At 53.2% G+C, this 13,567-nt stretch carries 16 protein-coding genes; 10 read left to right on the forward strand and 6 right to left on the reverse strand.

Annotated features, from left to right (window positions below):
* The first annotated feature begins 75 nt into the window (after positions 1–75).
* From ABSG49_RS08935 to ABSG49_RS08960, 6 genes are all read left to right on the forward strand, one after another.
* Complete coding sequence (locus tag ABSG49_RS08935) at positions 76–1,242, forward strand: COG1361 S-layer family protein (protein ID WP_424025781.1); 1,167 nt, start codon at positions 76–78, stop codon at positions 1,240–1,242.
* Positions 1,243–1,252: 10 nt separating this feature from the next.
* On the forward strand, positions 1,253–1,918 hold the full coding sequence (locus ABSG49_RS08940) for an ABC transporter ATP-binding protein (RefSeq protein WP_424025782.1): 666 nt from the start codon (positions 1,253–1,255) through the stop codon (positions 1,916–1,918).
* On the forward strand, positions 1,915–3,123 hold the full coding sequence (locus ABSG49_RS08945; RefSeq protein ID WP_424025783.1) for an ABC transporter permease: 1,209 nt from the start codon (positions 1,915–1,917) through the stop codon (positions 3,121–3,123). Before ABSG49_RS08940 ends, ABSG49_RS08945 begins: the two co-directional genes overlap by 4 nt.
* A 13-nt stretch (positions 3,124–3,136) precedes the next feature.
* Entirely contained in the window at positions 3,137–4,570 is a 1,434-nt protein-coding gene (locus ABSG49_RS08950; protein WP_424025784.1) for an MATE family efflux transporter, read from the forward strand.
* A gap of 735 nt (positions 4,571–5,305) precedes the next feature.
* Complete coding sequence (locus tag ABSG49_RS08955; protein WP_424025785.1) at positions 5,306–5,701, forward strand: response regulator; 396 nt, start codon at positions 5,306–5,308, stop codon at positions 5,699–5,701.
* 473 nt (positions 5,702–6,174) lie between these two features.
* A complete protein-coding gene (locus ABSG49_RS08960; RefSeq protein WP_424025786.1) occupies positions 6,175–6,471 on the forward strand; it encodes a hypothetical protein in 297 nt (98 codons plus the stop codon).
* A gap of 91 nt (positions 6,472–6,562) precedes the next feature.
* Here ABSG49_RS08960 and ABSG49_RS08965 read toward each other — a convergent pair whose 3' ends face one another.
* Complete coding sequence (locus tag ABSG49_RS08965; protein WP_424025787.1) at positions 6,563–7,207, reverse strand: class I SAM-dependent methyltransferase; 645 nt, start codon at positions 7,205–7,207, stop codon at positions 6,563–6,565.
* Positions 7,208–7,450: 243 nt separating this feature from the next.
* Here ABSG49_RS08965 and ABSG49_RS08970 point away from each other — a divergent pair, with 243 nt between their 5' ends.
* Positions 7,451–7,648, forward strand: a complete 198-nt coding sequence (locus ABSG49_RS08970; RefSeq protein WP_424025788.1) for a hypothetical protein — start codon at positions 7,451–7,453, stop codon at positions 7,646–7,648.
* Positions 7,649–8,216: 568 nt separating this feature from the next.
* On the opposite strand, the gene ABSG49_RS08975 is transcribed toward ABSG49_RS08970, so the two are convergent.
* The 4 genes from ABSG49_RS08975 to ABSG49_RS08990 all read right to left on the reverse strand — a co-directional run bounded on the left by ABSG49_RS08975 (position 8,217) and on the right by ABSG49_RS08990 (position 9,866).
* A complete protein-coding gene (locus ABSG49_RS08975; RefSeq protein ID WP_424025789.1) occupies positions 8,217–8,459 on the reverse strand; it encodes a type II toxin-antitoxin system MqsA family antitoxin in 243 nt (80 codons plus the stop codon).
* Positions 8,456–8,758 (reverse strand): DUF4258 domain-containing protein, encoded by a 303-nt coding sequence (locus tag ABSG49_RS08980; protein ID WP_424025790.1) that lies wholly within the window; start codon positions 8,756–8,758, stop codon positions 8,456–8,458. The genes ABSG49_RS08975 and ABSG49_RS08980 overlap by 4 nt, the downstream gene beginning before the upstream one ends.
* A 96-nt stretch (positions 8,759–8,854) precedes the next feature.
* Positions 8,855–9,028 carry a hypothetical protein gene (locus tag ABSG49_RS08985; RefSeq protein WP_424025791.1) on the reverse strand — a complete coding sequence of 58 codons (174 nt, stop codon included), beginning with the start codon at positions 9,026–9,028 and terminating at the stop codon, positions 8,855–8,857.
* 550 nt (positions 9,029–9,578) lie between these two features.
* Complete coding sequence (locus ABSG49_RS08990) at positions 9,579–9,866, reverse strand: hypothetical protein (protein ID WP_424025792.1); 288 nt, start codon at positions 9,864–9,866, stop codon at positions 9,579–9,581.
* A gap of 457 nt (positions 9,867–10,323) precedes the next feature.
* Between ABSG49_RS08990 and ABSG49_RS08995 the strand changes: the two genes are divergently transcribed.
* The 3 genes from ABSG49_RS08995 to ABSG49_RS09005 all read left to right on the forward strand — a co-directional run bounded on the left by ABSG49_RS08995 (position 10,324) and on the right by ABSG49_RS09005 (position 12,854).
* Positions 10,324–11,328 carry a transcription initiation factor IIB gene (locus ABSG49_RS08995; protein ID WP_424025793.1) on the forward strand — a complete coding sequence of 335 codons (1,005 nt, stop codon included), beginning with the start codon at positions 10,324–10,326 and terminating at the stop codon, positions 11,326–11,328.
* A 506-nt stretch (positions 11,329–11,834) separates the two neighbouring features.
* Positions 11,835–12,668, forward strand: coding sequence for a slipin family protein (locus tag ABSG49_RS09000; protein ID WP_424025794.1), 834 nt, complete (start codon positions 11,835–11,837; stop codon positions 12,666–12,668).
* A 27-nt stretch (positions 12,669–12,695) separates the two neighbouring features.
* Positions 12,696–12,854, forward strand: a complete 159-nt coding sequence (locus tag ABSG49_RS09005; protein WP_424025795.1) for a hypothetical protein — start codon at positions 12,696–12,698, stop codon at positions 12,852–12,854.
* A gap of 65 nt (positions 12,855–12,919) precedes the next feature.
* Here ABSG49_RS09005 and ABSG49_RS09010 read toward each other — a convergent pair whose 3' ends face one another.
* Positions 12,920–13,324, reverse strand: a complete 405-nt coding sequence (locus ABSG49_RS09010) for a pyridoxamine 5'-phosphate oxidase family protein (RefSeq protein WP_424025796.1) — start codon at positions 13,322–13,324, stop codon at positions 12,920–12,922.
* Positions 13,325–13,567: the final 243 nt, after the last annotated feature.

Below are 13,567 nucleotides of genomic sequence, written 5' to 3' on the forward strand. Positions count from 1 at the left end.
AAAGCAGTAAATTCAGTGTACCCGGCCGGCCGGGGCTCAGCGGTACAGAGCAGAGAGAATTTTTCAGGAAGAAGAATGGGATCCCCCATCTGCGCGATTCATTTCTTTTCCGGCATAGTCCTCGCTTTGCTCGTGAGTGCCATGATCGGCGTGGTGAGCGCGGACCTGACCCAGAGCATGTCTCCCGTTACAGGCAAGGTTTTTGTATCCAGCGTGACCTTTGATCCCACGGTGTTCTTCACTGGCGACAAAGGGACCGTCACCTATGAAGTGACGAACAGTAACACGAATACCAGCGTGGTGCTGAATCATGGGACGTTCTATGATGAGAAACTCAGACTTTTGAGCGGGACGTACGATTTCTCAAATACCCTGGGACCCCTCCAGACCCGGTCATTCACCTTCTCCATACTTGCGGATGCACCCGAAGGTGATTACTACCCATCGTTCTCTCTGAGTTTTTACGATGCGAACCTCTACCACAAAACCCTGGTGCGGATCGACAATACGCCCCTTGTGGTAACTATTGTCAATAAACCCGATACCTTCACCCAGAACAAGAAAGATTCGATCGTGGTACAGATCGCCAACCCCCGGGAAAATGACGTGAAGAACGTTGTCCTTGAGATATCAGGAAATGGTGTGACTGCTACTCCTTCAAAGTATTACATCGGGGCTCTTGCATCCGGTGCAGATGTCAACAATACCGTTTCGATCACCCCCACCACGGAATCTCCCGTACACATAATCGTGAATTACGATAACGGGGACAACCATCACACTGTTTCCCTGGACATGCCGGTCTCATTTGCACCCGATAAAAAGAAAGCCAGCCCGCAGATGAGCAATGTGAAGGTGAAACTGGACAATGGTGTGTATGATATTACCGGTGATATCACCAATGCCGGCCTCGAAAACGCGAACGGGGTTTCCGTCACCGCACTGTCACCGGCAGTTCCGCAGGATCCATACAAGAATTATGTGATTGGAGCACTCAAACCCGATGATTTCGGCAGCTATGAAGTGACATTCAAGGCAAGCGGCGCAGGAAGCGTTCCTCTCCAGATGTCCTACAAGGATACGGATGGGAACGTGATCACATCGCAACAGGATGTTGCGCTTACCGTTGCAGACTCTGCACAAGCACAGAATTCGCCAAGCGCTCTACCGATCATAGCCATCGTCATCCTCATCGCTGCGTGTGGCGGGTATCTCTACTACCGGCGGAAGAAGAACCTGTGAGGCGATTCTGATGAAACAGGTAATCCAGTTTGAGGATGTGGTCAAAATCTACCCGCTCAAGGCAGGTGATGTGACCGCACTCAATCACATCTCGTTTTCCGTTGAACGGGGTGAGTTCATCTCGATCATGGGACCGTCGGGATCCGGAAAATCGACCCTCCTTTCCCTGATGGGATGCCTTGACACCCCGACCTCCGGAAGTATTTCGATGAGCGGAAGGGCGATACGGAATATGTCCGATGAGGAACTGACCAGCTTTCGCAGGGACAAGATTGGCTTCATCTTCCAGTACTTCAACCTCTTCCCGCTCCTGAATATCATGGAGAATGTCAGTTTTCCCCAGATGCTCAAAGGAGGTGTGAATGAGGAGAAGGCACGGGAAGTACTTCGGGCCGTCCAGCTCGATGAACGTCTCTATTCACATACACCCATGGAACTCTCCGGGGGCCAGCAGCAACGGGTCGCCGTAGCCCGCGCCCTCATCAACGACCCGGATATCCTCCTGTGCGACGAACCCACGGGAAATCTCGATTCGAAGACCGGGGCAAGTATCATGGAGCTCATGACGGAACTCAACCGGAAGGGCGCCACGATCATCGTGGTCACGCATGACCACGGTGTTGCGAATTACACGAACCGGACGATCCGGATAGTTGACGGGTGCATTGCCTCATGAGCGCAATTTTCTGGGAGATTGCCAAGCGGAATATCCGGATCCACATGCTCCGGTCAACCCTTGCGATGCTCGGCATCGTGATCGGTGTTGTTGCGATCGCATCGATGGGGATCCTCGGCAACAGCATGGTTGCGACCGTATCGGAGAGCCTGAAGTCCGTAGGGGACAGCGTGATCGTCTCACCGTACAGCGGTGGTGGCGGCGGCATGGGTGCCGGGGGGGGCGGCGGGGGAAGCAGTTCAGCAAGCCTGAAGATCAGCGACCAGAACTTCCAGCAGATAAAACGGGTGGTCGCACCGAACGTGGCGACCCCTGTCTATTCGACCTCCGATCACATGAAGATCGGCGTGGGTAGTGACGATATCGTCGCTACCATCTACGCGTTGCCGGCCGAAGATGTCCCGAACATCATGAAACTCCAGGCCGGCGATTACAACAACGGGAATTCCGGCTGTCTTGTAGGTTCCACGTTTGCCAAGGACCACAATCTCAAGGTCGGCTCGCGGATCTCGATCGGTACCGATGGCAGCAAGGGGACGCTCCGCGTCACCGGCATCATCGAGGAACGGGGAATGAGTTTCGATATCAGCACGGACAATGCCCTTGTCGTAACCCCGGAGTGGTTTGAAAATGCCTACGACCGGAACAAGGATTACGATGAAGTGGTCGTGAAAGTGAAGGAAGGCGATACGGCGACCATCAAGACAAACATAGAGAAACAGCTCAACAAGCACAAGGACAACAAGGTTGTCAGCGTGACGGACAGCAAGGCAACACTCTCCAGTATCTATTCGACATTCAGCACAGTCACGACATTCGTCACCGCCATTGGCGGGATCTCCATGGTTGTTGCCGGGGTCTCGATCTTCAACATCATGATGATGTCCGTGAACGAGCGGATCAAGGAGATCGGCATCATGCGCAGCATCGGTACCCAGAAGAGGGAAGTGATGAGCATGTTCATCTACGAGGCGGCTATCATCGGGGTGATCGGCAGTATCGTCGGCGGCATTTTAAGTGTCCTTGCCGGGTATGCCGTCAGTGCCCTGATGCTGGGCACGACCAAGTACCTGCTCACGACGGCCAATGCACTCTCTGTCGGAGAAGGCGTCAGCTTCGGGATCGTGATCTGCCTCCTCTGCGGAATCTACCCGGCCTGGCAGGCAGCGAACCTCAACCCGATCGATGCGCTCAGGCACGAGTGAGGAACGCGCAGCAATGAAAATTTTTTCCTTTTTCGATCAAAAAAAAGTCTGTTCCACAGGGGATACTCAGGGTGTCACTATCCTGACCGGTGATCCGAAAAAAGCAATTATCTCGTTATCAGGACCGATGATCATCGCGATGCTCCTGATGTCCAGTTATAATATTGTGAACGCTATCTGGGTTGTCGGCCTCGGTTCCGATGCACTTGCCGCTGTCGGCTTCATGACCCCTTTGTATATGGTTCTCATGGGACTGGGAACCGGTATCGGTGCGGGGGCTACATCGGCCATTGCGCGAAGGATCGGGGCAAACGACCGCAACGGCGCAAATAACTGTGCAGTACATACACTCCTCATCGCTCTCATCCTGTCAGTTATTGTTACCCTGCCGCTTGTCATTTTTGCAGAGCAGATCGCCCTTCTTTTCGGCGCCGGGAAGACCGCAGGCCTTGCTGTAGCATACGGACAGGTTCTTTTCGGAGGTTCGTTCTTCATTCTCTTTGTCAACATTGCCTACGGCATTCTCCGGGCAGAAGGTGATGCCAGGAGAACGATGCACGCCATGGTGGCCGCATCCCTGTTGAATATTGTTCTCGACCCCCTCCTGATCTACGGGCTGGGCCTTGGCATTGCAGGAGCTGCATGGGGTACGATCATCTCCCTTGCTGCCGCAACGATCGTCCTCTGTTACTGGTTCTTTATCAAAAAGGATACCTATGTGTGCTTTTCCCGGCAGGTTTTCATTCCGAGCCGGAGCGTGGTTTCCGATATCCTGTCCGTGGGAATCCCTGCCAGTGTTGAGTATCTGTTGATGTCGGCACTGAATATCATTCTTAACCTGATACTCGTTATGGTGGCCACCACGGATGCGGTGGCAGTCTTTTCCGTGGGCTTCAGGGTTGTGTCATTTGGGATTGTTCCTATTGTTGCTATCGGTACATCCGTAGTATCGGTTGTTGGTGCGGCATATGGTGCCCGGCATTATGAAAAGATCCGGGTTGTCCATACCTTCTCGATTATGTTTGGACTTGCCATAGCACTCAGTGTCAGTATCCTTACCGGGATATTTGCCTACCCTATTGCGTCTGTCTTCTCCTATTCACAGCAAAGCGCCCACCTCTATCCGGCAATTGCCGCGTTTATCGGGGTCATGTGCTTTTTTTATCCCTTTGTACCGCTGGGTCTCCTGTCGTCTTCCCTGTTCCAGGGTGTCGGGAAAGGACCGACATCCCTTTTCCTGACGTTCATGAGAAGCCTCGTGTTTGCCGCAGTCTTTGCATACCTGTTCGCAATCCCCATGGGCATGGGAGAACAGGGCGTCTGGTGGGGGATAGTCGCCGGGGAAGTTGCCGGGGGTCTGCTGGCATTTGTCTGGGCGCGGTTATACTTGTCAAAGCTGGAGGTCCAGTGGGTCTGCGATGTCAGGAAAAGCGAGACTGTACCATAACGGTCTGGTTCAGAAGGATTTTTGGAGAACTTAAAATGCCTCATGAAAACCCGAGACTTATAATTACCCGGGAAAAAATGCACGGATGTGCGCACGGCTTGGTATTCCTGAAGGGAAAGTACCGGAAAATTTCCGTCAATATACGATACTATTGCCGGAATTACCAATATCGCTTAAATGCACTGGAAATGAATTGGCACACGGGAAACCACACTTCAGATCGATATAAGACTGGTCTCGGAAGATTCGATGCGGGCGGGGGATGAGTGGTTATGTAACTGATAATGAACAGACCCGGCGGCATTGAACGTTACACCCGGTAGTACCGAAACATGAATTCAGGAGAATGGAATAGCAAGTATCGGATTTGGGTTCCCGGGGAGGGCCAACGCCTTCCCGGTAATAATCAGGAGGTGCCGCAAGACACCCCCTTACCCCTCATACCCAGGTATGCAATCTAACCAGGATCACCCTCAGTGTCGTCTACCCGGCACGGGGGATCACCAGCACAACTGATACCGGGGACGAAATTTTATGCCGCCGCATGTGTCGGGTCAGGATCTGCCTGCGATGCTGCTTAGTACAACGGGGCAGGTCGTTTTAAGACTGAGAAAATTCCGCAAACCCGCAAGGGTTCACCCTCCCGTGATGGGAACCGGGAGTTTACCCCGGGATGCATGAAATGAAAAGACGAATCAGAAATATCCGGATTCCGGCAGATCGGGAGAAGAACCGATGATATCTGTAGCCTATGTCTATGATGATTCGCATAGCGCCTTCATGATCTGCCTGCTTTTCCAGCGACAGGGCGGGATCAGGATGCATGCGTTCTCTTCGGCAAGAGAGCTTCTGGAAAACATCTCGCTCACACCGGTTGATGTCATCTTATCAGATTACGATATGCCCGAGATGAACGGGGTTGAACTCCTTGCCACCCTTCGATCTCAGGGAGATCTGACGCCCTTCATCCTGTTTACTCCCCTGGAATTGGCCGAAACCATTGGCCCGGTGGTGGCCAGGTATCCATTTGTCTGGATCCTTTCCAGGGGATTTACTATTCGCGGCCAGCTGCATTATCTGTTAACGGTGATACGTCTGGCAGCACTGCACCCGGCGGTCCGGAAGGAATAATCAGGACCTCGCTTATCCGACCGTTATCCATCGGATTTAGGATCGGCCACCAGCCCGGCTTGACACACCGGACAAGATACCCGGTATAGCCTGAAATGAACGTGCCCTGTTGTGCCCTGCGCAGGAGTTCTTCCCAGACTGCCGCTGTTTTTCTGGTGTCAGTGCGCCGGCATTCCCCTCCCCGGCCCCCGTGCCCCACGCGATCCCCGGCCCGGCCACAGCCCCGGCGCCGGCGGGGATGCGGTGTCGCCCGCTCAACGATGAGCCGGGCCGTCTAGGAGCTGGAGAAAGTCGGACTCGTGGAATGCCTGACTCCGGACGAAAACAGGGACCGGTATTACCAGATAATCGAGACCGGAAAGAAGGTTGCCGAGATTATTGAGGGGAAAGGGGAATAAATTCTCCGCGACCCCCGCCCCCACCGGGCGCTCGCGGAAGCGATCCCGATCGCAAAAGCCCGCGGCATCGTCCAGGTGGCACTGAGCGGACCGGAGCGGATCTTCGACATCGCGATCGTATCGAAGATCCCGGTCACATTCAGCCGGGTCATGTTCGCGCCGGCAATCCTCGCGACAATCCAGCAGCTTGCCGATGAATTCAAAGAAGAGATCGCCCAGCTCCGGATCATTGCCCGGGATAAGGCCATCACGGCCGAGCTCTGGCTCCGGTCCAAGCACGGGACGTGGAGGTTCTTCCTGGTCACGCCGAACTCGCTGGTCGAGATCGACCGCGGGGGGAAGCCGGTTGTGTCGGGACAGATGCTTGCGTGAATGGCCGGGAAGATTTTTTTAAATAACACACTGTTGACTGCGAATTAAGTAAAAAATTGACTGCCAATCATTTCCTTTGAAAAATGATCTCTCAAGAGCAAATTATTGCTCGTTTGCGGGCATAGATATACCTGAGCAGGTGAATGTGCTTGCCTTCTTTGCCATGCTCTTCAGGATCCTCCATCATGCCAGTTGTGATGATCTCAAAACCACGGAACTCAGAAACGAGATCGTCATCAGTATAATAGTGGACTTCACGTCCGGGTTTGCTCTCGAAGGTGTTCTCCTCAACCATTTTACCAGTGCCGTAACTAGAATCCTTATCGGAAAAAACCACAAAGAATATTACCCCTCCATCTTTTAGCTGGTCACAGCATCGTTCCAGAAATTCCACTCTATCATTCTTTCGGAACAGGTGAAGAACATTGAAACAGTAGATAGCATCATACACTGAATTGTCTAAGGGCATATCGAGTACCGATCCATAGTGATATCGGACTTCCGGAGATCCCTGCCTCGCTATGGAAAGCGCTGTTTTTGAGATCTCTATACCGGTGACTTCAAAACCCGCCCGGGAAAATGCATCAGCATTGCGACCATATCCGGAGCCCGGTATAAGTACTTCATGTACCCCGGTTTTTTTAAAGAGATCAATTGCATACACTGCGGTCCGGCTGGGACTGTCGCCCCATATTCTACCCTCATCATGGAAACGCTCTTCCCAGAAACTGTTCATATGATATTCCTCGAATCTATCGTCTTAATGTATATGGTGACCCGGAGATTAAGTGTATTTTTAATATATTTCTGCCCTCGGAATTTTTTAATCACACGCTGTTGACTGTGTTTAAGTAAAAAGGAAATTTTGATCTGCCCTGTGACGTATTCTCTATGTGCTGAATTAATATCGTCACCATCAGGATGGGAATAAATAACCAAGTCTTTAAAATTAGCAGATATATTGTAGCTTGAAGTTAGCATGACGCAAAAGAAGTATAACTTACCAATGATGGTAGTCCTCCTTGCCCTTCTGGAGGGACTGGTTATATACCTCAACATGGTGGTACATCCTGATAGTCAGCCCGGCCTCACCATCGTTATCGTCATTCTTTTTGCCATCGCAAGCGGACTCGGTGTCTGGTATAGAACCAGAGTTCGTGGCATGATAATCTCCTGACGAATGCAGGGATCAAATTACAACGGTTTTTTAATTTTTTCATTGCGGATTTTTGTAAATTTTTTTTCGAATTTTTCTCCGGAGGATTGCACGCGGGACGGAAATTTTTTGGTGACCGGTCCGACCATACCAAGCTCGAATTTTTTTTGATCGTCTCAGGCTTTTACCCAACCCGGGAGACCTGGAGACCTGAACCTCCACATCGTACCCAGGCAGGGATCCACCGTCGGAGCGAAGGATCTTTTACCCCCTGAAAACCCTTGGGGGAATTCTGGTACAGCGGAGCCCGCAGCAGGCCCGGTTGTACCTCTTTTCCCCCAACACCCGTGTCCGGGAGGTCATAATTCGGAAAAACGCGGAACCGGGCGGGAATAATTGGGCGGTCTCCGGCGGGAATAAATGAGGTCGTATTTAGCGATGTTACAGGAGCCGGATAAACAAGGGCACGTGATTTTGGACGTGGAGCGTTCCCGGTAGGGGATTTTCCGGACCAGCTCCTCCCGCCCGCGATCACGTGGGGGGGTCGCCCGCTCTAAAAAATTTGAAAGCAATGGAAAAAAGAGTGAAACTAACAGGGCATGGCGGAGCCGGGAACATATCTCCGGACATCGACCTGTGCCCCGCTCTTTGCCATACGTTCCGCGATGGCAAGAATCTCATGGGCAACATGCTCGTCCACGTAATCCTCCCCGCAGTTCGTGCAGATCTGGGCGGGGACATCCTTCACGACAAGGGTCATCCCGTCCCGGTCAAACGTGACGGTTGTCGTGCCCTCTTTTGTCTCCCCATGTTTGCAGATGACGCACTTCATGATTTCCTCCGCGTAAAGTTATCAGACCATGAATCCGGGTCTGGTTCGTATGCTGTGATAACAATTGCTTCACGATCTACATTATTGTATGCCATTACCCTGTGAAGCGGGCGGCCGTTCACCATCCCTGAGATAAGGAAACTGGGATACGGAACGTCATCGGGATACTCTTCTATAATCCTGCCGAGCCCGAGCAGTTCGCGGATATCAGAATCAGATATTCTCCGCTGGAACATCTGGCGTAATGCATGGATGCGGAATGTCAGCCGGCGGTATGCCGGAGATTTTTTATCGTTCATTTCCCGCTCCATGCATGACAATTGCCTTATTCAACACCGGATGTCCAGCTTTTTATAATGTGGTACCGGGGTGTGAAAATAATCAGATCTCAGCCGTCACTGTTTTTTATTCCTCATCCACATGACCCAGGGAAAACCGGGTACCTTTCTGCCGATGCCCAGATCAAATAATGCCAGCCGGATCTTTCTCCAGAGGGACCGGGGCTTCGTGCCGGCAATGATCGCCTCCCGCTTGGCCGGACCGGATGGCGGGACAAGTGCCGGGGACATACCTGCACATTAAGAACTGCGGGACAATAAAATTTTGTGACCCTCGCGCCCGGACCCTTTGGTACGTTCCGTTTTTTTATCATTGCGGGCGTCAAGAAGCATCCTTATCCAGGCTGCCCTCCCACGCATTTCTGCCGGCCTATCAACATCACACTAAGGCATATAACCTCATTCATACAAGAGACCACATCAAGTCTGGTGAATTCCCCCAGACAGGAGATCGCAGATGGGCAATTATCATTTTTGCAGGGATTGTGAATACATCAAAATCAGGATGGTGCCAGGACTCGATGGATCGGCAGTCAAAGAAATGTCCTGCCCGGCCCGGTTCAACCCGTGGGAAGGGAAGTGGATTCCGGTGAATGAGGTGAATCCGCACGAATGCCCGCGGAATGAAAATTTCATGCGAATTCAGAAACAGGCAGATGAACGCAGACTCCGGTGAATGCGCATTATTGTGTGGAAATGCCGTAGTTGATACCCGCTTACGCACCAGAACCCCGGGAACCGGACACGAGGTACGTGCCATGGTACATCATATCGCGAAAGATCACTGCCCGCTTCCGGTCCCGGACTCATCCGGCCGGTGCTCTTTCTGCCCGTGCTCTTCGAGCATCCGGCGCACCTCGTCCTGGACTTTCTGCTTGTCCTGCACACCCGTGAACAGGATGCGGACACCTTCCTGGTCATCTTTGAGATATGCGGCTTCATCGTAGAGGATGAGGACAATCTCGCCATCGTTCCCGAACGTATGCTCTTCGCGTTCCCCCCGCATGTAACGGTCCCGCTGCTCTTTCGTCGGGGCGGAATATTTGCTCTCGTAGCGGAAGACACCCATGACTTTCCCGTATGATCAGGATCTCCGTGAGATATTAAGGATACCGGCATCATTTGTTGCCGTCATCGTGTCGATACGCACAATGTTTTAAATACCGGACTGCCGTTCATATAAAAACTACCAACTGATCCTTCACCATTTTATCCATGAGATTGTGTGAACGTTGTTGGACGGACTATTGAGAACCCCGGCGCCGGATCCTCAGTATGTCGTGTGACAGACACCGGCACCACCCACATTATAACGATATAACTGACCCGAGGATGAAGATAACCGGCAGGATCACCGATCTCTTTGGGAACGTCGGGACCCCTTATACAACCGTCCACTACCGGGGGAAAATGCACAGTACGGCCCCATGAAAAACCCTTCACAACGAAAGCGGCCTCCCCGCAGTATGCCGGTCCCATGCAGCAGAAAATACGAGACAAAAAGATCATCAGTCAGGGAAATGTGAATGCAGGAAATTGAAAAACTAAAAGTCCTCCAGTCTCAGCGCGAATCGTTCAAATCACGAACGAAACAGAGAGAGCAGGAGAAGAACGCGGAAAGCCAGACCGAAACTACCTGTCCGGAGTGTGGCGGCCGGCAGCTGACCCACGACCGTGAGCGGGCAGAACTGGTCTGCCAGAGTTGCGGGCTGGTGATCGATGACGAGTTCATCGACCGCGGTCCCGAGTGGCGTGCGTTTGATACCGACCAGCGGAATAAACGGGCCCGTACCGGTGCACCGATGACCCTCACGATCCACGACAAGGGTCTCTCCACCATGATCGACTGGCGCAACAAGGACTCGTTCGGCAGGTCGATCTCTTCCAAGAACCGGGCCCAGCTCTACCGTCTCCGCAAGTGGCAGCGCCGGATCCGTGTCAGCAACGCGACCGAGCGGAACCTTGCGTTCGCACTCTCGGAACTGGACCGCATGGCCTCCGCACTGGGCCTGCCGCGGAACATCCGTGAGACCGCAGCAATGGTCTATCGTGACGCAGTCGACAAGAACCTGATCCGCGGCCGGAGTATCGAGGGCGTTGGAGCAGCAACGCTCTATGCCGCCTGCCGGCAGTGCAGCGTGCCCCGCACTCTCGATGAGATTGCGGAAGTCTCCCGTGTCTCGAGAAAAGAGATCGGCAGGACCTACCGGTTCGTCTCCCGTGAGCTTGGCTTAAGGCTCCTGCCGACCTCCCCGCTGGACTATGTGCCCCGGTTCTGCTCGGGTCTCACCCTCCATGGAGAGGTCCAGAGCCGGACCATTGAGATCCTCCGGCAGGCCTCCGAACGTGAACTGACGAGCGGCAGGGGGCCGACCGGTGTCGCGGCAGCAGCGATATACATCGCTTCCATCCTGAGCGGGGAGCGGCGCACCCAGCGCGAAGTAGCGGAAGTTTCAGGTGTGACCGAAGTCACTATCCGTAACCGGTACAAGGAACTGGCAGAAAAACTGGATATCGAGATCATTCTCTGATCCCGGTTTTTTATTCTGATCGCGATTCCGGTGGCTGCCTGATCAATTTTTGGACTGCGTGATCATCCATTCATCCACGTGAATGAGCAGGATGGCGGTCTTTAGGGCGCTCTGGTTTGACGGGCACCTCTCCCGCAGGGTATCAGAACCTACGATACCGGCGCGTAAACCGTCAATGAGACGTTTACCCCGATCCTTTCATGCTCGCATAAAGGACAGGATATCCGATTCGCCGGGGTTGACGATCGCCAGCGTGCTCACGGGACGGTAACCACGCACTTATTCCGGGCCGTCCGGCCCTGCATGGGAGGGGGGTCTGATCGCATTTGAAAACAAAATGGAGAGGGGGTTGGCGACAGACCCCCCCCCACTCGTTCCGAGTTCCGCCCCGCTATCCTCACTCCAGGTACGGCACGATCCCCACACATATATACTCCGGCAGATAATCATCGCTCTTGTCCAACATATGACAAGTGCCGGATGGATGGTTCCGGGAGGAATTGAACATGGATAGTTTTACCCTCGTGATTCTTGCAGTAATTCTGGTCGTGGTGGTTGCGATTCTCGCCATGGCGATACGGATTGCCAACCAGTGGGAGCGGGCAGTGGTCCTGTTCCTGGGAAAATTCGTCGGCATCAGGGGACCCGGGCTGTTCCTTATCATCCCGTTCCTCAACAGGGTCCCGTACCTGATCGATCTCAGGGTGATCACCACCTCGTTCACGGCCGAGCAGACGCTGACCAAAGACACGGTCCCGGTCAACGTGGATGCCGTGCTCTTCTGGCAGGTGGTCGATGTAGAGAAAGCTGCGCTGGAGGTCAAGGATTACCAGGGCTCAATCTCGCTGGCATCGCAGACAGCACTCCGGGACGTGATCGGCAAGACCATCCTTTCCGATATGCTCACCGGGAGGGAAGCCATTGACACCGAACTCCAGCGGCTGATCGGGAGCCGTGTGAGCGGGTGGGGCATCAGCATCCTTTCCGTCGAGATCCGCGATGTCGTCATCCCCGGCGCACTCCAGGATGCCATGTCCATGCAGGCACAGGCAGAGCGCGAGCGGCAGGCCCGGGTCATTCTCGGGGATTCCGAACGGCAGATCGCCGAGAAGTTCGAAGAGGCTGCAAAGAGTTACGAGCACAATCCCACCGCACTTCACCTGCGGGCAATGAACATGCTGTACGAAGGGCTGAAGGGGGGACAGGCAACCATCGTTATTGTGCCGTCAACCGCTCTCCAGACCATGACGCTCGGGGATATGACGGGCACGATCGCGTTTGCAAAAACGATCGGGAAAGAGGAGAAAGAGCAAAAGGTTCACGAGCAGCAGCCGCAGTGATTACTCAGTTACTTCCCGTAATTTCCGATGGGGTTCTCGATCTCGCTGATGCGGGCCCGGTTCTGGGCGGTCAGGTTTGCCAGCTCGGTTGCAGCCTGCCGGTCACCGCCAAAGAAGAACCGGCTGAACGTATCCCGGTTATTTATCCGGTTCTCGTACTGCTGGCTTGCATTCGCGGAGTTTTGAACTCCCGGGCAATTACCAGCGACGTCAGGATCCGGCTGAATAGTTACAAATGAAAAATAAAAAAATTATTCAATTTTTTTCCCGGCATTTGGTCCGGGCGTACAATCGAATACTTCCGTGATTTTCAGGATCAGCAATCCCTTTGCAGGATACTGTGGGCCTTTTGCTTTTATCTGCGCCTTGATCTTTTCATACTCCGGACCGCTGGTTTTCACCGTTACAGTCCCCTTGATCTGGAAACAACGCTTCTTTTCAGGATCCCATATATAGAGTGCCATATGGGGGTTTTCCCTCACATTTGCAAGCGTCTTTACCATGTAGTTGTCCCCGATCCAGATTGTGTCATCAGCAACAATCTGCACCGTGTTCATCGGTGCAACATTGGGGATTCCCTTTTTGGATGCTGTGGCAATGGCATAAGGTTTATTCTTCGCAAATACTTCTTTCATTTCCGCAGTGAGTGTCACCATCGTCTTCCTCCCTTTCCTACAGGCATCGAATGCCGTTACCCCCTCATAGTGTTTTGTTAGGCTTATGTTTTGTGTTTGACAAAATCGAGCCTGTCCAATGATGGCCGTGAGGTGTTCCCCCCCTCATGATCCTGGGTTCTGCCCCGCGATCCTCACGCCAGACCGTCGTCCATATCAATCGCCCGGCCTGTTCCGGAGGAGGGAGATCAAATTCTTGTCATATCCGACCGGTCCTTTAATTAT

The organism is Methanoregula sp. (assembly GCF_049510175.1).
Taxonomy (GTDB): domain Archaea; phylum Halobacteriota; class Methanomicrobia; order Methanomicrobiales; family Methanospirillaceae; genus Methanoregula.